The following is a 16,493-nucleotide window of genomic DNA, read 5'->3' on the forward strand; positions in this document are numbered from 1 at the left end:
CGCCAGATGTGGATGCCGTTCAAGGGGGAGCAGCGCAGCGGGCGTAAACGCCAGGAATCCCTGTAGGACAAACATATCGCACGATAGACAACGAACAGTACCCCTAAGGGCATAAACGCACAACGCAGAAATCCGCCGCAGACGGGGGCTTATCAAGGTCAAAGGCTACCTGAAAGCCCCGCCGCTGATATATGATGGCGCCGTTTTGTTTTCATCCGACTGGGAGCCGACCCCATGCCCGCCTGGACCCCCCCCGATTTCGAACAAAAAATCTGCCCGCCCGACGAACTGGCGGCCCGACTTGCCCGTCTGCCGCGCCCGCTGGTGATGACCAACGGCTGCTTCGACATCCTACACCGCGGCCACGCCACCTATCTGGCTCAAGCCCGGGCCTTGGGCGCGTGCTTGGTGCTGGCCTTGAACACCGACGCCTCGGTGCGCCGCCTGGGCAAAGGCAGCGACCGCCCCATCAATACCCTGGCCGACCGTGCCGCCGTGGCCGCCGCATTGGCCAGCGTCGATTTGGTGACTTGGTTCGACGACGACACCCCCGCCGCCCTCATCGAAACCGTCCGCCCCGATATTTTGGTCAAAGGCGGCGACTGGCTACCTGAAAACATCGTCGGCGCCGCGGAAACCCTAGCCCGCGGCGGCCAAGTTCACTCCATCCCCTTCCTGCACCCCACCTCCACCACCCAAACCCTGGCCAAAATCCGCGCCTCGGAGCAGGCATCATGATGCAGGCCGCACACTGGCAGCTGCTGGCCGAGCTGGCCGACGGCACCTCCCACCACGTGACCGAGCTGGCCAAGCGCCTAGGGGTCAAGCCGCCGCAGCTCAACGGCTTCTGGCAGCAGATGCCGCCGCACATCCGCGGCCTGCTGCGCCAGCAAGACGGCCGCTGGCGGCTGGTGCGCAGCCTCGCCATTTGGGACGCCAAACGGCTTCAGCAGCAGGCATTGCAGCACGGCTGGCAAGCCGAGCTGCTGCATGAGCATCCCTCCAGCAACACTTACCTGATGGAGCAAGCCAAAAGGCTACCTGAAAGCATCCACCGCCAAGCGGTGTTCGTCCACCGCCAAACCCACGGCCGCGGGCGACAGGGCAAAAGCTGGGAAAGCCGCTTGGGCGAATGCCTCACCTTCAGCATCGGCTGGTATTTCGACTGCCCGCAAACCGCTTTGGGCGGGTTGGCGCTGGTGACCGCACTGGCCTGCTGCCGCGCCCTGCAAAAAGCCGGCGTGGCGGCGCAAATCAAGTGGCCGAACGACCTGGTGGTCGGCGGCGAAAAACTCGGCGGCATCCTCATCGAAACCGTCGCCCACCAAGGGCGCACCGCCGCCGTGGTGGGCATCGGCATCAATTTCGTGCAGCCCAAAACCGTGGCGGCGGCCTCGGCGGTGCAAACCCAGTCCCAGCAAACCGGCGCCCACCATTTGGCCGACCAGCTGCTCGCCGAACTGGCCGCCATTTTCCCCCGTTTCGAACAACACGGTTTACAACCCTTTTTGGACGACTACCACGCCCTGCACCGCGACCAAAACCGCCCGGTGCGCCTGTTGCACAACGGCGAGGCAGTGCTTGAAGGCACTGCCTTGGGCGTGGATGGCGGCGGCGCACTGCACATCCGCGACGCAGCCGGCAAAGAACACACCGTGGTCAGCGGCGAAATCAGCCTGCGGCCGCTGCACGAAGGCGAACCAAGCGCGCACACGCCCCCGGCCGGCAAATGCCTGCTTTTGGATGCCGGCAACAGCAAGCTGAAATGGGCCTGGCTGGAAAACGGCCGCTTGGGGGCGGCCAATAAAGCCCCGTATTGGGATTTATCGGCCTTAGCCGAAAGCTGGCGCCAGCACGGCGGCGAAACAGTGCGCATTGTCGGCTCCGCCGTTTGCGGCTCAGTCAAAAAAGCCGCCGTCGCCGAAGCACTGGGGCAAACGCCCGAATGGCAAACCTCCATGTCTGCTGCCTTGGACATCCGCAACCATTACCGCCATGTAGAGGAACACGGCGCCGACCGCTGGTTCAACATACTGGGCAGCCGCCTGTTCAGCCAACATGCCTGCGTGGTGGTGAGCTGCGGCACGGCGGTCACCATCGACGCCCTCAGCGCCGACAACCATTACCTAGGCGGCAACATCATGCCCGGCTTCAACCTGATGAAAGAAGCCATGGCCCTGCATACCGCCAACCTCAACCGCCCCATCGGCCGACCTTATCCTTTCGGCACCACCACCGCCAACGCGCTGGCCGGCGGCATGTCGGATGCCGTTTGCGGCGCCGTCATGCTGATGCACCGCCGCCTGCAACAGAAACACCCCGGCCAGACGGTGGACATCATCATCACCGGCGGCGGCGCAAACAAGGTAAAACAAGGATTACCCGAAGACTTTGCTTTGGACAACCCTATTCAAATTGTGGATAATCTCGTGCTTTACGGATTACTCAACTGGGTGAATCAGGCATGAAATGGCTGTTTGCCATCTTGGTGGCTTTGAATATCATTGTTTTCGGGGGCATGCTGTTCAGCCGCATGGGCGCACCGCAACAGCAGCAGGCCGCCGCACCGCCAGCCGCTCCCGCCCAGCCGACCGTGGTACAGATTCACACCGGCGCCCAACCAGCGGCCCCCGCGCCACAAGCGCCCGCCCAACCCGCCGCTCCCACAAGCGCCCAAACAACGCCGCGCACACCGGCATCCGCGCCCCGCCGCGCCAACGAAACCGCCGGCAAACCGGCCGAACCCGCCGCACCGAAACAAAACGACAGCGGCATCCGTGCCCCAGCCACCGCCTGCACCGCCACCGCCGTGATGCCCGAAGACGATTACCACCGCATCAAAGGCCTGCTCAGCCGCTGGCCGCATTCCGCCACCCGCGTGGTCGAGCGGCGCAACGACAGCCGCCAGGCCGCCGCCCGCTACCAAGTCAGCGTGGCGGTTGACGGCGACCAGCAGGAAACCGCCGCCAAACTCAAATCGCTGGGCCTAAACGCCACGCCCGCCGGCGGCCGCCTCAACATCGGCACCTTCAACAACGAGCAGCAAGCAGAGCGTGCCGCCGCCCGCGCCCGCCAGGTCGGCCTGGTGCCGCAAATCAACCGCACAGGCTCCGGCGGCAGCGAGCAATCCGCCGCCTTGGGCGAATCCAAAATGCAGCTGACCTTTATTAATGTGGACGATGCCGCCGCCGCCGGCATCAGCGGCGTCATCGGCCGCTATGCTTCCCTGCGTCGGGCACCGTGCCGCCGCTGACGGCCTCCCCCAACCGACCGCTTCCCCTTTTCCACCGTGTGAGTGCGCCACCATGGATACCCCTCTGATTCAGCAAGTGACCGAACGGCTGGCCGAACGCGGCGAAACCGTTACCTGCGCCGAGTCTTGCACCGGTGGCCTGTTGGCTGCCGAAATGACCCGCCTGCCCGGCAGCTCGGCGTGGTTTGAAACCGGCTTCGTGACCTACAGCGACCAAGCCAAACAACAGCTCTTGGGCGTGAATGCCGCCACCCTGCGCCACTACGGCGCGGTGAGCGAACAAACCGTGCGCGAAATGGCCTTGGGCGCCTTGATTGCGGCCAAAGCAGACTACGCCTTGAGCATTTCCGGTATCGCCGGGCCCGACGGCGGCAGCGAGGAAAAACCGGTTGGCACCGTTTGGTTCGGCTTGGCCACCAAACAGCGGATTTGGGCCAAGCAACACCAATTCTCGGGCGACCGCCAAGCCGTGCGCAGCCAATCGGTGCAGTTTGCCCTGCTCATGCTCAAGCGCTATTTGGAACGCTGATCCCGCAACCCATCGTCATTCGGTTGAGTCAAATTTCGTTATTTTTCTTTAAACGCAGGCCAGCTGAAACCGCCTTATTTGCAAGATGCGGTTTTCAGGTAGCCTGCGTCTGCATGATTGGATAGGGATTTCGCGACCGCCCGATCCGATCGCCCCAAGCGGGGCAGACCGCCATCATCCGCCAATAGCTTGAAAATAGAAATAGTTCGTATTAGAATGCGCGGACTATGCAAAACGATGACCGTTCTCTTTCCCTAACCGTACTGCTGTGCGTGATTGCTGCGCACATTGCAGTTTTTTTTGGCATCGCCCTGTTCAAAACGCCCGAGCCGCCATTGGAGCCGCCCGGGCTGAGTTTCGTGGATTTGGGCATGGCCGGCGGCGGGTCAGGCGGCGAAGGGGGCGGCGCACCGGGTGGAGACAGTGCACCGCCGGCCGAACCGGAGCCGCCCAAACCGCAACCCAAGCCCGAACCGCGCAAACCCCAACCTCGGGCCACGCCCAAACCGCAAGAGCGTATCCAACCGGTTATCCGCCGCGACGACCGGCCGGCCGATGTGGTGCAAACCAAGCCCGAACCCAAACCGGAGCCTAAGCCCGAACCGAAGGTCGACCCCGCGCGTCAGGAATCCTCGCGCCCGAACAATAACCAGCCCGCCAATAACCGCAACACGCAAAATGCCGCTTCACAAAACCCATCCGGCAGCGGAGAAGGCAACAGCGCCGGTTCCGGCAGCGGCGGCAGCGGTGCATCAGGTTCCGGCAGCGGCCAAGGCCAAGGCAGCGGTGACGGCACCGGCAACGGCCCGGGTAGCGGCGGCGGCAGTGGCGGCGGTTCCGGAAACGGGGGCGGCGGTGGCGGCGACGTAACCTTACCCTCCCACACCGGCGGCTTCCTGAACAACCCCCGCCCGCCCTATCCGAAACAATTGGAAGAAGACGGCGTCAGCGGCACGGTGCGCCTGCGCGTGATGGTGGAAGCCAACGGCAAACCCTCCAGCGTGGAAGTGGTGAGCGCTACCCACCCCCTGTTTGCCCGCAGCGCCAAAGAAACCGTGGCCAATGCCTACACCTTCCGCCCGGCCACCCGCAACGGCCAGCCCGTCCGCCACCCCTACACCTTTACCATCCGTTTCCGGGCGCCCAACTGAGCCTCCCCATTTCCAACTTGATTGCCATACATAGGAACATCCATGGATTTATTACAAGTCTTCAAACACGGCGACGCCGTCTTGATTGCCGTTTTCCTGATTTTGGTGCTGATGAGCATCGTCACTTGGTGGATCATCATCATGCGCGCCATCAAGCTGCATAAAATCAAACATGCCTGCCGCGGCACCGTGGAAGCCGTGGCCACTTCAAACAATGTTGAGGACATGCTGCGCAAGGCCAAAGCCCATCCGTCCCCACTGAGCGAGCTGACCGAATCGGCCGTGGCCGCCGCCCGCCAATACCGCGCCTGCAGCGGCATCCCGCTGACCACCATTCCGCTGGCCGACTATCTGGTGCAGCACATCCGCAACCAGCTCACCACCATCAAACGCCCGCTGAACGGCGGCCTCACCATCCTCGCCTCCGTCGGCGCCACCGCCCCGTTTATCGGCCTGCTCGGCACCGTTTGGGGCATTTACCGCGCCCTGCACAACATCAGCCTGCAGGGCCAAGTGAACATCGCCACCGTGGCCGGTCCCATCGGCGAAGCGCTGGTGGCCACCGCCATCGGCCTGTTCGCCGCCATTCCCGCCGTATTGGCCTACAACTTCATCGTGCACCACAACAAAAAAGTGGCACAGGTATTGGACACCTACGCCTACGACCTGCACGTCAAGCTGATGAACGACAAGGAGTAAAGCCATGGCTTTCGGTTCGATGAACGAGGGCGACGACGCCCCGATGGCCGACATCAACGTCACCCCGCTGGTGGACGTGATGCTGGTGCTGCTGATCGTTTTCATGATCACCATGCCGGTGATGACCCACTCCGTGCCCCTACAGCTGCCCACCGCCTCGGAAAAACAGCAGCAGGAAAACCAGCCGCAGCCCAAAGACCCGCTGCGCATCAGCATCAATGCCGACGGCCAATACCACCTGGCCGAAGGCGAAGCGCTGCTCTTTAAAGATTTGGAAGCGCGCCTGCTGCAAATCGGCAAGGAAAACCCCGATACCGTGATTGCGATTGCCGCCGACAAAAACGTGCCTTTCGAACGGGTGGAAGACGCCCTAAGCGCCGTGCGAGACGCCGGCCTGAGCAAAGTGGGTTTTGTCACCCAAGAAGCGGACAGCCGCTAACACCTACCTCCGGCTCAAAAACAGGCTACCTGAAAACCAGCCACGCAAGTTTCTGCGTAGTTTGTTTTCAGGTAGCCTGTTGGATTGCTGCCGGATGGTTTTCCGGCAGCCGCCTCATTTCTTTAAATCAATAACGGGTAACCGCCACCACGCCGTGCTCGGCCTGTTGCGCGGCCAAGCGGCCGTTATCGACAAATTTCACTTGGCCGCCGGCGGCCAGCACTTTCTCAATCATCTCGTCCACGATGTCTTCATAAGTGCGCTCGGATGCGGTGAAACCTTCCGGCAACAGCGTGAGTTGGCGGCCGTCTTCGCTGACCTCGGCAGCCAGGCTGCTGTCTTCTTCCACCACCAGCATTTCCGCCCGGCCGTCGATGGCGGCCTGCCACACCTCGTTGAGGCTGTCGACAAAGCGGTGGTTGCTCTTGGCCGCTTCCAAATCGGCAAACACTTTTTCGCGCTCCTGGCTCAGGGCTTCTTTCACCTGCGGCCAAATATGCTGTGCCAGCTGATGCTCGCTTTCTTCGTTGTGGCCGCTGTGGATATACAGCATTACCTCGTCGCTGTTGCGCGCGCCTTCGCGGAAGTGGCCGATGTTGCGGTCCACGCCCACCACCACGATGGGGGCGGGAATCTGTTTTTGCGCTTCGGCCAAAGCATCGCCGATTTCACGCATATTGTCGGCCACAATCTGGTCGCGCACATGGCTGATGTCCTGGCTGGGGCTGGCGCTGGCCACGGTGTTGGCCAGGCTGAAAGGGAAGCCGTAGGCGTGCACTTCGTTGAGCAGGTCTTTGCGGCCGACAAACAGGCGTGAGCCATGCTCGCTCAATACGGTGAGCAAATACAGCGGGCTGCGGTTCATGGCATACACCAGATCGCGGGTAACGAAGTTGTCTTCAATGCTCACGCGCTCGGGCACGCGGAAGGGCAGCTTGAACGACTCGCTGTATTCGGCGCTGGCAAAAATCACCAAGCCGTCGAGATTGTGCTCATGGTCCACCTCATCGGCCAAACGATGGATAGCGGCGGCGATATCCGCCGTTTCGCGTTTGCCGAACTCCTCTTCCAAGCGGGCAACCGCTTCGCTCACCAAGTTTTTCAGCCGAATGGGGTCTTTGTCGTTGTCGGGGGAAGTGCGGTAGGTCGGCAGGGTGATGGTCACACTCGGGTAAGCCTGCTTGCTTTGGATGTCTTTGATGGTGGCCAGATTCATGGCTTTCCTTTCATATCAATCAATGGAGCCTGAAACTCAGGCACTCGGCTCAGATCAGCTTCAACCGCGCCCAATGTCGTGCGCGATAGCGTCAAATCATTTCTTATCACCGCAATTGGCAGCAAATGCCCATTTTTCAAACCAAAACCTTTATTTTTAACGCGAACTAACCACTTGCGCACAAAGCCTTACTTTCAGATCGGCTCCAGCAAAGCAAACAGGCTACCTGAACACGTTTCAGATAATATCTTAGCCGGTCAATGTAAAAATTTTGTGATTTATGCAATTTGCTGATTTTTATAGTTAAATTGTGTTACGCTTTTGCATTGGCAATAGCTTACCCGCCGCTTCCGTATTGATGGAGGCGGTTTTTTTATGGGTGCATGGCGTTGCGCCGCCTATGCGGTTTTGGACGGAAGGCCGTATCTGGACGGATCGAAATCTTGACCGTTGTGCCAGAGATTCCAGGCGATGGCGGCCAGTTTGCGCATGAGTGCGACGAGAATAACCTTTGTGGGCTTGCCTTTGGCTTTCAGCCTATCAACAAATTTGGCGAAAAAGCCGAAGCGATAGGCGACCAAAGCTGGCATATAGAGTTCGCCTTTCAAGATGCGGTTTCCGTATTTTGACAGGCGCTCTTTTCTGTTTACCGATGTACCGGATTTTTGCCATTGCGGAGCTAATCCGGCAAAGGCAATGAATTTGTTTTCGGTGTCAAAGCGGTACATGGTCAGATAATGTGCGAGAACTGAAGCGGTGGTTTGGCCAATGCCGGGAATGGTTTGCAGTTTGGCCGCTGCCTGCCTAGATTCCGCCTGCTCAGTCAAAGTAGCCAATTGCTCTTTGACTGCTTCAATGTGGTTTTTGAATTCTTCGGCCTGCTTGGCCAAGATGGTTTTTACAAACGGATCTTTGGCCGTTTTGATGCGATTTTTGATGCCGGTTAAATCGCCCCTAAGCTGGCGGAACAGAGTAATGGCGCGACGCATGGCATACTGATCTGCGCTTGGCTTGACGTAATCTGGCTTTGGCTTCAAATCGCGACAATATTCCGCAATCAGCTTGGCATCTTGTTTGTCTGTTTTGGTGCGCTGAAAGCGGCTTTTGGCAAAAGATTTAATTTTCAGCGGGTTCACAACGCTTACAGGATAACCTTGTTCAACCATGAAATCGGCCAATCCTTCGTAGTAGACGCCGGTGGCTTCCATGCAGATATGCGGCTGGATTCCGAGCTCTTCGATCGCTGCCTGCGCTTTCAGGTAGCCTGAACGGTTATTACTGATCTGTAAATAGTGCTGTTTGTTTTCCAGCAACAAAAAGCATAAGTCAATTTTATCTTTTGAGACATCACAGCCAAGTATTGTCATATGGAATTTTCCTTATATTCAGCTTTGTAGCTATTGATAATATCCAATCTTAATGATTCCGGCGTCCAATCTGAAACCCAGCCTGAAGGCTTGGTGGCTTTACGGACTTGTGCCGGTCTTGCCGCGCAAGGCAAGGTAGCTGATAGTAGCAAGCAATTGCTGATAATTTAAAGGTTTTTTGGGCGTTCCCTTCGGGCATGGCGGTGCGTTCTCGCCTGCGGTTATTTCAAACGATGGTTTACGTTTGAAAAACCTCCGACAACCGAACGCATTTTCCGCTGGATACATGCCCTGCGGGGCGGGCTAAAATTCTGTAATTTCTCATGCTTGCAAAAACAGAACGGAGCCTGGGTCTCCGCCTCTTCAGGTCTATATCCCTAACGCATCTATTCCCACCCCGAGCAGCGGCCGCAGCGGCAAAGGCGGCATGCCCTCGCCTATGGTTATTTCAGGTGATAGTTTGCACCTGAAAAACCTCCGGCAACCGAGCATGATTTCCGCTGGTCTTTACCACTGCGGCCGCCGCTCACCACCCCATTTTTTTTTATTTCTACAGGCCGGCAGGCGTTTGTGGGAGCAAGCCGCTACGTTAATTTTTAAAGCATCAGTCCGGCTATCGGGTCTATGGGGCTGGTGCGATTGAAGCATCCATAAAAAAGCAGTCAATACGGTATTCATAAAGAAATTCGTTGAATTTCTTTACAAAGCTTCCGTATTGACTGCTTTTTTATTCCTGCTTTTTCAATCGCGCCCCATACGACTCCGATAGCCGGACTGATGCTTTAAAAAAAAACTTCGCTAACCGTTTTGCCCCTCCAACCCCTCCTACCGTCCTGAGGCGGGGAAAACCCAACCTGAAAGGAAAAGACATGGAAATCATCATCAAAGAAACCAACACCCGTGAAACCTTGTCAATTATTGACCACAAAACAGGCTGCAACTTTATCGCCGATTTTATTGGAAACACCGGCGCTCTAGATGATGGACAGTTTGAATGGAATGAAGAACAAAATGCCTATATCTGCAACCAAGAAACCTTCGACTGGTGGGAAAAGGTTATAAGCGACAATCAAGCGCTAGAAAATCGCATCGCCGAATTAATTGAGGAACACGGCTCAGATGCCGTCTATAAAGTCGTGGCCGATGCCGCCTACGGCGACCTAGAAGACCACGCAGCAATTATAAATTCTGAACTTGATGAAAATTTCAAATAAAAAAGCCCTGAAAGGAAAAGATATGAAAATTCTATACTTCTTAAGCCACGATGGAGACAACTATTTCATCACGAAAAGTTACAAAGAAGCAGTAAATTGGCAAGAAAGCCAAGAACTGAATTTTGCAACGGAGATTTGCTATGATGAAGATTTCAGAATCACACATATAGACCGGAACGAGATAGATTGGTTCGCAGAAAGCATATCCGATGAAATAGGAAGCCCCCAGTTCCAAGAGGCGAAAGAGATGCTAAACAAAGAATACGAATTCCCCGAAGAATTGAAGTAACACAGCCCCGGAAGGGGCTTTTCTTATGAACCGTTACCGTGACGGTAGCGGTTACCCACCCTGCCACACTCAAAAAAGGCGGAAGCCCTCGACTGCGGTTCTTTCAAGTGATGGCAGGCACTTGAAAAACCTTCGCCAACCGGACTTGTTCCGCATGGTCTTTTTCGAATGCGGCTTCCCACCCGATATTATTTCTTTCTTAAATAACGAAAAATTTCACTAATAATCTGGGAGATAATACGACGGATGATGTAGTTTTTCATGATTCGGGAGCCTTAATTGGCGTTACAGCCTGTCGTTCAGGCTCTTTGTAGGGATTGAACGGCAGGCCGTTTTCGGTATAGCTGATGCATAATTCGGTACTGATTTCGGCCAATTGCGTGCCTTGATCGCTGTAGCAGTTGCAGGAACTGCCGGAGGCGATGCAGCCGGCGACGCGCTCGAAGGTGCGGACCTGGCGGACATTATTGTAAATAGGCTTGGATTCGGGCTTTTCGGCCAGCGTAGGGACGAAATCAGCAGGGCTTAGATTTTGGCTTTGTGCGGCGGTAAAGCCTTCCTGAGCCGTAGGCACATTGCCGCCATAGGCGGCTGTGGCCAGCGGCTCAGAAGCAGATTCAGCCACTGCTGCCGCTTCGCTGCCGCCGGTGGCGCCGGAATATGCGCCGTAGACGCCCCAAGCTTTCCAGCCGATGAAGGCGAGTATGGCGGCAAATGCCCAAACGACCAACGGCACACGTTTTTTGAATTTTTGATGTTTGCTGGCTGATTTGTAGTATTTGAATGCTGCCTTTGGCGGCTTCCAAGATGCGGATTCCGTGCCGGACAGGCCGGCAGGATTATCAAGCGTGGTAACGCATTTGTACCACCAATACTGCTTCATGCCGACGGATTTTCGCTCAAGATGGATATGCTTTGAAACCAAATTACGCACGAATATATCCAATTGACTTGGATGCTGTGTCATGAGGATTAAGGTGAATCCGTCATGCCGCAGTTCGGAAAGTTTCTGCACATAGGGCGGCACGGCTTTGGCGGCGGAGCGAACGGGATACGTCCAATGCGCTTCATCAACAATTAAAACGGCACCGGTCGGCAGAATTTCATCCAGCGGGGCGGACTGAATTTCTTCCTTAGTCAATTCGTGGGCATGGAATTTGGCGGCATCCAAGCCGTCTATATGGCAGAAATATAAGGGGCGGTCTATTGGCGTGCCGTCTTCCGCGGTGGTTTTAAATAGGCCGTCTTCATTGGTCAGAATCATATTGACAGCACGACTGGTTTTGCCGGTGCCCATATTGCCGGTTATCAGGTAAATCATACGTCTTACACTCCGTATTCAGTTTGCCGTTATCTAGGCATGACAAAAGTAAGTTTGTTTAATGTGGTCATACTGATTCTGAAGGCAAAAGCACCGAACAGGTAGCCCAAGCCTTGACCGAATCCGCCAATCATTAACAGATTGAAGATATCGGCAGGCATGGAATTGGCGGCGTCAAGAATATAGGCTTTGAATTTGCCCAAAGCCAAAATGTAACCGCCGTAGGTGACGAAGGTCAGACCGGTGGCAATGATGATGCGGACAATCAGCAGTTTGAGCAGGATACCGATTAAAGGTATCAATGCGGCAGCAGCGGGCAGAGCCATGGCGTTATCCTTGTTTTAGACCGCCGAAAGAAATGTATGCGGCAGAGACGATGAAGCAGATCAGGACAATGAAACGGATGGTTTCCATGAAGGAGCAGAGCGGCTGATACGATACCGATACGGGCTTGCCCATGACGTGAAAGGTTTTGGGTGCAGGACAAACGCCGGTTGACGGCAAGAACAAGTCTTCCTGCCATGTGCGGTTATCGACGTGAACGGGTATTTTGATATCGTCAAACTGGCCGGGATCGGGCTGCCCCATTTGCTGGCAGGCGAGTATTTCGGGATGCTCTTTGCACAGGTCAAACGGGGGCGGTTGTTCAGTGCCGGTTTGATTGCCGGACTGGCTGCCGGATTGGCCGCCCGTGCCGGGCACAGTATCGCTGCCGTTGGCCGGCGGATTATCAGGAGCCGGAGCTTCTGGGCTGTTGGGCTGAAGATCGGGACGATCAATTAAGGTTTCCTGAACGCAAGATTGGCCGTCATCACAATCGTAGAATTGCCAACGCGCCTGCTTGGCTTTGCCGTCTTTGGAATCGGTGTAGGGCTGGCTATTGACGATGGTGCCGGGCAGAACGTGGACTTTTGGCTGCGACCATTCGGAATCCGGCAACTGGGCGGCTTCGAGGATGGCTTCCGGGCGCTGCTGGAGGAGCGGGGAGACAATGCGCTCATATTCGGCGGGCGTGAGCAGACGATTCGGATTCCTGACGACATCCCAACTGTAAAAATTACGCTCATCATTACCGAGGGCGACAACGCAAGACCCAGTCTCAACGCCATCATACCTGAGATATCTGTATCGCTGATAATTAGGCAACGATGGTTTGATAATATCCCAAGCATCACGGCACAGCTGATCGACAACAACACCGTAGTTAGATATGCCGAGATTGGACACCATGCCGCGCTGTTTGACGAGATGGATTTTACCCGCATTGCCAATGGTATACACACGGACCAAATACTCGGAGGACGACAAAAATTCACCGCTGGCGTCGTCATATTGATAGCCGTCGTCTTCGAGCATAGTCAGGATTTCGCCGAGGATGAGGCCGCCGACAAGGCCTTGCGGTGTGAGACGGGCGAGCTTGGTGCGGCTCAGGAGATTGCGGAGAACGGTGGCTTTGGGGACGGTACGGGAGATGGTGGCGGGGACTTTGGCGCTAGAGACTGCGCCAGAGGTGGCAGAGCGGAGACTTAAAGATTCAGCAGTGCCATGAACATAATTACCACCGATAACCTTAGCTGTGATAATACCATTAGGGCGAGAACTAATAACACCTGCTAAACGAACGTGACCATCAGGAGTTTTAATTAGCCCTAATTCAGCAAATGCTTTAGATGGGAATAGACATAAAATAACCATCGGCAGGACGAAATATATTAATTTCACTCTTTCCGATAATAAACGAAGAGCGGTCAGAAAATAGAATTTCAAAAGTCCCATATTTATCCGACACTTTACTATAAAAATTATGCACTTTTTCAAGCTCAAAAATAGAGCCTGTTTCAAAAGTCAAATAAACAACCTGATAAAACACCCACGCCAGCGGCTTACCCTGAAACTGCGGCTCAAACGAGCGGTGCATCAATTCGTCTTCGCTGATGTAGAAATAACCTTCTTCGGGGAACATGGTTCATCCTTTCGTTAATTGTTAAGAAACGTCAGGAATGTACCACAGTTTCAATCTTTGAACAGCATCACGCCGATCATGGCGACGAAGGCGAAGCCGACGAGAAAGTAAAAGTCAATCACGGCCTACCTCATTTGTTTGCGAAGCAAGGTAAAAACGTACATGGCCGCCATGGCACCGAAGAACAGCCAGCCGAGTTCCGTTCCGTCTTTGAAGTTTTGTGCCGGATCGCATTCGGGCAGCTTGGCTTGAAGTATCTGGCCGTTTAGCTGCCAATGCTGGCCGGTATATTCCGGCTGGATGATTTTGCCGTCCGTGGTGACGACAGGGGCTACCAAGCTGTAATAATGGTTTTCAGCCTGTTGTTTGTCTGTAAAACATTGATTACCGACCTGGTAGCCCATGACGACACCTTAGCGCATTACTTCATCACGCGACGGATCAGGCCGATCACAAAGATGGCCGCTAATACACCAATCACCAGCCAGCCAGCTTCGAGGCCGTCTGCTTTGGCACCTTCCAAAGCGGTTTTCACACCGTCAGGCAAAGCGGCCATAGCCATTGCCGGCAGGGCCATTACACCGCCAAAGGCGGCCATTTTTGCGCCGTAGCGCTTCGCAACGTTCATTGCTTTCATAGCATTTTCCTTTTTCGTAAATTGTTTTGGGCGGCTGTGTGTAAGGGATTTGATGCCGCCGCCCGAAGCACCAATCTGCTTAACTTTCCACCGCTTCCCAAAAGGCGAAGACGGCAAACTGTTCTCCGATCTCATCCATGCCGGCGGTTAAGGCGTCATCACGAGTTTCGAACTTGCCGGCCAATTTGATATAAGGCGTCAATCCGATATCGCCTGCCGGATCGGGGTAAAGGAATTCGAAGCTTTCCAAATCCTGCACGATGTAGCGCATTTCAAAGTTCGGCATGGCGTCAGCCTTTCTTTTGTCCTTCCGGTACACGGAAATCTTTAATCACGACGGTTTCTTTACCGCTGCCGTTGGTGACGCGGGCAAGCTGGATTTCCAACTCGCAAGGGAAAACCAAGCCGCGGAAGCGTTCGAAATTGCTGCTGTCGCCGAAACGGACTTTGGCGAGACCCAAGCCGAGGGCGTTGCCGGAAGCGTCATTGAACGGTGCGGCTTTGAAAACGGTGCAACTGTCGATGATGTTGCCTTCGATTTCGCCCTTAAATTTGGTTACGCCCATGACAATGGCGCGTTCGAATACGGGCTGTTGGAGCATGTCAAAATTCATGATGGATTCCTTTCTAGAGAGACAATTTCAGGTTCTGGGATATAGGTGGGATACTCTTGTTTCCGAATCAGCGATTCGGCAATATGGCCGGCCTGCTGAAGGCGTTTGCGAGCTTCGATTTCTTCATACAGTGCATGGCATTCAGCATCGGTGGGCATGTATTCATCAATCGTCATGCGGAATTCGTCCAAATCGAAGGGCGCAAAACCGTCATGGTGCAAATAGTGAACCCTGATGGCATCGCAGTTATATTCGGACGGATCCAGCCCTTTCGGGTATTTGCCTTCATCGGCCACCAGACGGCGGACGATTTCCGAATCGGGGAAACCGGCATCCACGAGAAAACGGACAAAGCGGCCGACTTGGTTTCTGGCATGGAATTCCCGCTGTTCGAAAGTGAGGTTCACCACATTGGCTTTAGTTTCAATACGATTGGCCGCTACCTGAAACAGTTCTTCACCGATCGGGAAAGCACCCGTCAAATACTGACCCGGCTTAATCAAAATATCGTGCGGTATCACACAATCATGTTTGCGGAACTCGACTTCGAAGCGAACCCACGGGCTGGACTTGTCGCCGAACTTTTTGCCTTTCTCGTAAATGCGCGCTAGCTTGGACGAGCCTTTGCGACCGATGTAAAGCGTTTTGCCGGAACCATCTTCAATATTCCAGGCAGTGCCGCGGCATTCGGCTTTAGGTGTAACGTTATGGTTGTCGTAACGGCCTTTTTTGTGATCAACCAAAGCCTGATCAGGCGTGTATTCGCCGTTGAAAAAATCATGGGCCACATCGCAACGGGTAATGCGCGGTTTGATCGCCTGTTGCAGGAACTCATACAAACGGCCTTCCCAACCGGGCAGGGCGGCTTGGCAGCCGACGGCATTTAAATCAATCAATACGGTGTTACGTTGACCGCCGTGATGAAGCGTGCCGTATGCCGCGTTATCGGGGCCGATTTGGTAATAAGCCTGATAGAAGAACTTGCCTTTACCAAGCATTTTTTTGGTAATGCCGAAACCGAAGATTTTTTCGAGTGATTCGCTACAGGCGGAAATAAAATCGTTTTGGCCGACCAGACGGTTTTGCAGGTAGTGAAAAATGGTGTCTTCGTGAAAAGTGAAGGTGAGGTAGTCAATCAGCGCACCGTCTTCACGGCCTTTACGCAAGGGAATTTCAAGAAGGTTGCCTTTGGCGTCGGTAACGTAGGTTTGGAAATATTCGGTGGTTTGAATATTGGCCCAGTCGATTTGCTCCCCCGCTGAAGGTTTTTGGGTTTCTTGCTCCCCCCCTGTTAGCCTAGGGGGGGCATCTGCCGCCGCTGCCGCGTCAGCCGCCGCTAAGCGGCTGTCTGCCGCGTCATCTGGCGGCAGATACTTTGATGCGGCAATGACAACATCAATTTCGGCGGCATCCGGTAAGGTGTTTCTTGTGCGAGACATGGATCACACCTCAAGCTGCGAACAAATCGACTTGGTACAGACGCAGGTTTAAATCGACCTCGTCATAAAACGGCACGTCCAAATCATGAGCGATACGCTCAGCTTTGTTGCGGGCGAAATTTTGGACAAATTCGGCGGTAGAACCGACGTCATCAAAGGAAAAGGTGTCCACGCAGGCGCTATGCTGTTGGCTGAGTGATACGAAGATGCACATGCGCGACCCCTGAAAAGCTAAGGTTACGCATGGGTAAATTTGATTGTTGTATTGATACACAGGCAGCCCCTTACACTTGGCAATAAAAATCCCCGAATCCAAAATCTTGAACTTGTCAAGACCCTGAAAACGGGGGTCAATATATAAG

Annotated in this window: 22 protein-coding genes; 9 read left to right on the plus strand and 13 right to left on the minus strand. The window is 55.1% G+C overall.

Going from position 1 to position 16,493, the window contains the following annotated elements; genetic code table 11:
- The first annotated feature begins 234 nt into the window (after nt 1–234).
- The 7 genes from HMPREF9371_RS10625 (at nt 235) to HMPREF9371_RS10655 (ending at nt 6,071) form a co-directional block, all read left to right on the plus strand.
- Complete coding sequence (locus HMPREF9371_RS10625; protein WP_009120158.1) at nt 235–738, plus strand: adenylyltransferase/cytidyltransferase family protein; 504 nt, start codon at nt 235–237, stop codon at nt 736–738.
- Nucleotides 735–2,468, plus strand: coding sequence for a biotin--[acetyl-CoA-carboxylase] ligase (locus HMPREF9371_RS10630; protein ID WP_009120159.1), 1,734 nt, complete (start codon nt 735–737; stop codon nt 2,466–2,468). The genes HMPREF9371_RS10625 and HMPREF9371_RS10630 overlap by 4 nt, the downstream gene beginning before the upstream one ends.
- A complete protein-coding gene (locus tag HMPREF9371_RS10635; protein ID WP_009120160.1) occupies nt 2,465–3,253 on the plus strand; it encodes a hypothetical protein in 789 nt (262 codons plus the stop codon). Before HMPREF9371_RS10630 ends, HMPREF9371_RS10635 begins: the two co-directional genes overlap by 4 nt.
- A 52-nt stretch (nt 3,254–3,305) precedes the next feature.
- Nucleotides 3,306–3,782, plus strand: a complete 477-nt coding sequence (gene pncC / locus HMPREF9371_RS10640) for a nicotinamide-nucleotide amidase (protein WP_009120161.1) — start codon at nt 3,306–3,308, stop codon at nt 3,780–3,782.
- Nucleotides 3,783–4,009: 227 nt separating this feature from the next.
- The gene (locus HMPREF9371_RS10645) at nt 4,010–4,933 is read left to right on the plus strand and encodes an energy transducer TonB (protein WP_009120162.1); all 924 of its coding nucleotides are present in this window, start codon (nt 4,010–4,012) and stop codon (nt 4,931–4,933) included.
- Between the two features lie 42 nt (nt 4,934–4,975).
- Nucleotides 4,976–5,632 carry a MotA/TolQ/ExbB proton channel family protein gene (locus HMPREF9371_RS10650; protein WP_009120163.1) on the plus strand — a complete coding sequence of 219 codons (657 nt, stop codon included), beginning with the start codon at nt 4,976–4,978 and terminating at the stop codon, nt 5,630–5,632.
- Between the two features lie 4 nt (nt 5,633–5,636).
- The gene (locus HMPREF9371_RS10655) at nt 5,637–6,071 is read left to right on the plus strand and encodes an ExbD/TolR family protein (RefSeq protein WP_009120164.1); all 435 of its coding nucleotides are present in this window, start codon (nt 5,637–5,639) and stop codon (nt 6,069–6,071) included.
- Nucleotides 6,072–6,198: 127 nt separating this feature from the next.
- On the opposite strand, the gene HMPREF9371_RS10660 is transcribed toward HMPREF9371_RS10655, so the two are convergent.
- The 3 genes from HMPREF9371_RS10660 to HMPREF9371_RS10665 all read right to left on the minus strand — a co-directional run bounded on the left by HMPREF9371_RS10660 (nt 6,199) and on the right by HMPREF9371_RS10665 (nt 8,654).
- Nucleotides 6,199–7,287 (minus strand): AOC03_06830 family ribosome hibernation factor, encoded by a 1,089-nt coding sequence (locus tag HMPREF9371_RS10660; protein ID WP_009120165.1) that lies wholly within the window; start codon nt 7,285–7,287, stop codon nt 6,199–6,201.
- A complete protein-coding gene (locus HMPREF9371_RS12680; RefSeq protein ID WP_156787031.1) occupies nt 7,284–7,469 on the minus strand; it encodes a hypothetical protein in 186 nt (61 codons plus the stop codon). The genes HMPREF9371_RS10660 and HMPREF9371_RS12680 overlap by 4 nt, the downstream gene beginning before the upstream one ends.
- 216 nt (nt 7,470–7,685) lie before the next feature.
- Nucleotides 7,686–8,654, minus strand: coding sequence for an IS110 family RNA-guided transposase (locus tag HMPREF9371_RS10665; RefSeq protein WP_009120167.1), 969 nt, complete (start codon nt 8,652–8,654; stop codon nt 7,686–7,688).
- Nucleotides 8,655–9,523: 869 nt separating this feature from the next.
- Here HMPREF9371_RS10665 and HMPREF9371_RS10670 point away from each other — a divergent pair.
- Together HMPREF9371_RS10670 and HMPREF9371_RS10675 are read left to right on the plus strand one after the other, a co-directional pair.
- On the plus strand, nt 9,524–9,868 hold the full coding sequence (locus HMPREF9371_RS10670; protein WP_009120169.1) for a hypothetical protein: 345 nt from the start codon (nt 9,524–9,526) through the stop codon (nt 9,866–9,868).
- 22 nt (nt 9,869–9,890) lie between these two features.
- Nucleotides 9,891–10,157, plus strand: a complete 267-nt coding sequence (locus HMPREF9371_RS10675) for a hypothetical protein (RefSeq protein WP_009120170.1) — start codon at nt 9,891–9,893, stop codon at nt 10,155–10,157.
- 259 nt (nt 10,158–10,416) lie between these two features.
- Here the strand turns inward: HMPREF9371_RS10675 and HMPREF9371_RS10680 are convergent, their stop codons facing one another.
- From HMPREF9371_RS10680 to HMPREF9371_RS12830, 10 genes are all read right to left on the minus strand, one after another.
- A complete protein-coding gene (locus HMPREF9371_RS10680; protein ID WP_009120171.1) occupies nt 10,417–11,478 on the minus strand; it encodes a zonular occludens toxin domain-containing protein in 1,062 nt (353 codons plus the stop codon).
- A 29-nt stretch (nt 11,479–11,507) separates the two neighbouring features.
- On the minus strand, nt 11,508–11,804 hold the full coding sequence (locus HMPREF9371_RS10685; protein WP_009120172.1) for a DUF2523 domain-containing protein: 297 nt from the start codon (nt 11,802–11,804) through the stop codon (nt 11,508–11,510).
- A gap of 4 nt (nt 11,805–11,808) precedes the next feature.
- On the minus strand, nt 11,809–13,254 hold the full coding sequence (locus HMPREF9371_RS12325) for an IgG-binding virulence factor TspB family protein (RefSeq protein WP_009120173.1): 1,446 nt from the start codon (nt 13,252–13,254) through the stop codon (nt 11,809–11,811).
- On the minus strand, nt 13,145–13,441 hold the full coding sequence (locus tag HMPREF9371_RS12825; protein WP_040660525.1) for a hypothetical protein: 297 nt from the start codon (nt 13,439–13,441) through the stop codon (nt 13,145–13,147). The genes HMPREF9371_RS12325 and HMPREF9371_RS12825 overlap by 110 nt, the downstream gene beginning before the upstream one ends.
- 125 nt (nt 13,442–13,566) lie before the next feature.
- Nucleotides 13,567–13,845: a hypothetical protein gene (locus tag HMPREF9371_RS10705; RefSeq protein ID WP_009120174.1), complete on the minus strand. Its 279-nt coding sequence runs from the start codon at nt 13,843–13,845 to the stop codon at nt 13,567–13,569.
- Between the two features lie 17 nt (nt 13,846–13,862).
- Complete coding sequence (locus HMPREF9371_RS10710) at nt 13,863–14,078, minus strand: major capsid protein (RefSeq protein WP_009120175.1); 216 nt, start codon at nt 14,076–14,078, stop codon at nt 13,863–13,865.
- Between the two features lie 79 nt (nt 14,079–14,157).
- Nucleotides 14,158–14,364, minus strand: coding sequence for a hypothetical protein (locus HMPREF9371_RS10715; protein WP_009120176.1), 207 nt, complete (start codon nt 14,362–14,364; stop codon nt 14,158–14,160).
- A gap of 4 nt (nt 14,365–14,368) precedes the next feature.
- Nucleotides 14,369–14,692 carry a hypothetical protein gene (locus HMPREF9371_RS10720; protein ID WP_009120177.1) on the minus strand — a complete coding sequence of 108 codons (324 nt, stop codon included), beginning with the start codon at nt 14,690–14,692 and terminating at the stop codon, nt 14,369–14,371.
- Nucleotides 14,689–16,131 carry a replication initiation factor domain-containing protein gene (locus tag HMPREF9371_RS10725; RefSeq protein ID WP_009120178.1) on the minus strand — a complete coding sequence of 481 codons (1,443 nt, stop codon included), beginning with the start codon at nt 16,129–16,131 and terminating at the stop codon, nt 14,689–14,691. The genes HMPREF9371_RS10720 and HMPREF9371_RS10725 overlap by 4 nt, the downstream gene beginning before the upstream one ends.
- Nucleotides 16,132–16,141: 10 nt before the next feature.
- Nucleotides 16,142–16,493: hypothetical protein (locus HMPREF9371_RS12830; protein WP_009120179.1), on the minus strand; the 352-nt coding region annotated here is incomplete at its 5' end.

This window comes from Neisseria shayeganii 871 (assembly GCF_000226875.1).
Taxonomy (GTDB): domain Bacteria; phylum Pseudomonadota; class Gammaproteobacteria; order Burkholderiales; family Neisseriaceae; genus Eikenella; species Eikenella shayeganii.

Excerpts from the sequence above, each read along its gene's own strand:
- HMPREF9371_RS10650 (WP_009120163.1), top strand. The coding sequence starts at position 4,976 with ATGGATTTATTACAAGTCTTCAAACACGGCGACGCCGTCTTGATTGCC.
- HMPREF9371_RS10665 (WP_009120167.1), bottom strand. The coding sequence starts at position 8,654 with ATGACAATACTTGGCTGTGATGTCTCAAAAGATAAAATTGACTTATGC.
- HMPREF9371_RS12825 (WP_040660525.1), bottom strand. The coding sequence starts at position 13,441 with ATGTTCCCCGAAGAAGGTTATTTCTACATCAGCGAAGACGAATTGATG.
- HMPREF9371_RS10705 (WP_009120174.1), bottom strand. The coding sequence starts at position 13,845 with ATGGGCTACCAGGTCGGTAATCAATGTTTTACAGACAAACAACAGGCT.
- HMPREF9371_RS10655 (WP_009120164.1), top strand. The coding sequence starts at position 5,637 with ATGGCTTTCGGTTCGATGAACGAGGGCGACGACGCCCCGATGGCCGAC.
- HMPREF9371_RS10630 (WP_009120159.1), top strand. The coding sequence starts at position 735 with ATGATGCAGGCCGCACACTGGCAGCTGCTGGCCGAGCTGGCCGACGGC.
- HMPREF9371_RS10715 (WP_009120176.1), bottom strand. The coding sequence starts at position 14,364 with ATGCCGAACTTTGAAATGCGCTACATCGTGCAGGATTTGGAAAGCTTC.
- HMPREF9371_RS10675 (WP_009120170.1), top strand. The coding sequence starts at position 9,891 with ATGAAAATTCTATACTTCTTAAGCCACGATGGAGACAACTATTTCATC.
- HMPREF9371_RS10625 (WP_009120158.1), top strand. The coding sequence starts at position 235 with ATGCCCGCCTGGACCCCCCCCGATTTCGAACAAAAAATCTGCCCGCCC.
- pncC (WP_009120161.1), top strand. The coding sequence starts at position 3,306 with ATGGATACCCCTCTGATTCAGCAAGTGACCGAACGGCTGGCCGAACGC.
- HMPREF9371_RS10725 (WP_009120178.1), bottom strand. The coding sequence starts at position 16,131 with ATGTCTCGCACAAGAAACACCTTACCGGATGCCGCCGAAATTGATGTT.
- HMPREF9371_RS10670 (WP_009120169.1), top strand. The coding sequence starts at position 9,524 with ATGGAAATCATCATCAAAGAAACCAACACCCGTGAAACCTTGTCAATT.
- HMPREF9371_RS10720 (WP_009120177.1), bottom strand. The coding sequence starts at position 14,692 with ATGAATTTTGACATGCTCCAACAGCCCGTATTCGAACGCGCCATTGTC.
- HMPREF9371_RS10635 (WP_009120160.1), top strand. The coding sequence starts at position 2,465 with ATGAAATGGCTGTTTGCCATCTTGGTGGCTTTGAATATCATTGTTTTC.
- HMPREF9371_RS10660 (WP_009120165.1), bottom strand. The coding sequence starts at position 7,287 with ATGAATCTGGCCACCATCAAAGACATCCAAAGCAAGCAGGCTTACCCG.
- HMPREF9371_RS10645 (WP_009120162.1), top strand. The coding sequence starts at position 4,010 with ATGCAAAACGATGACCGTTCTCTTTCCCTAACCGTACTGCTGTGCGTG.
- HMPREF9371_RS10710 (WP_009120175.1), bottom strand. The coding sequence starts at position 14,078 with ATGAAAGCAATGAACGTTGCGAAGCGCTACGGCGCAAAAATGGCCGCC.
- HMPREF9371_RS12325 (WP_009120173.1), bottom strand. The coding sequence starts at position 13,254 with ATGGGACTTTTGAAATTCTATTTTCTGACCGCTCTTCGTTTATTATCG.
- HMPREF9371_RS10680 (WP_009120171.1), bottom strand. The coding sequence starts at position 11,478 with ATGATTTACCTGATAACCGGCAATATGGGCACCGGCAAAACCAGTCGT.
- HMPREF9371_RS10685 (WP_009120172.1), bottom strand. The coding sequence starts at position 11,804 with ATGGCTCTGCCCGCTGCTGCCGCATTGATACCTTTAATCGGTATCCTG.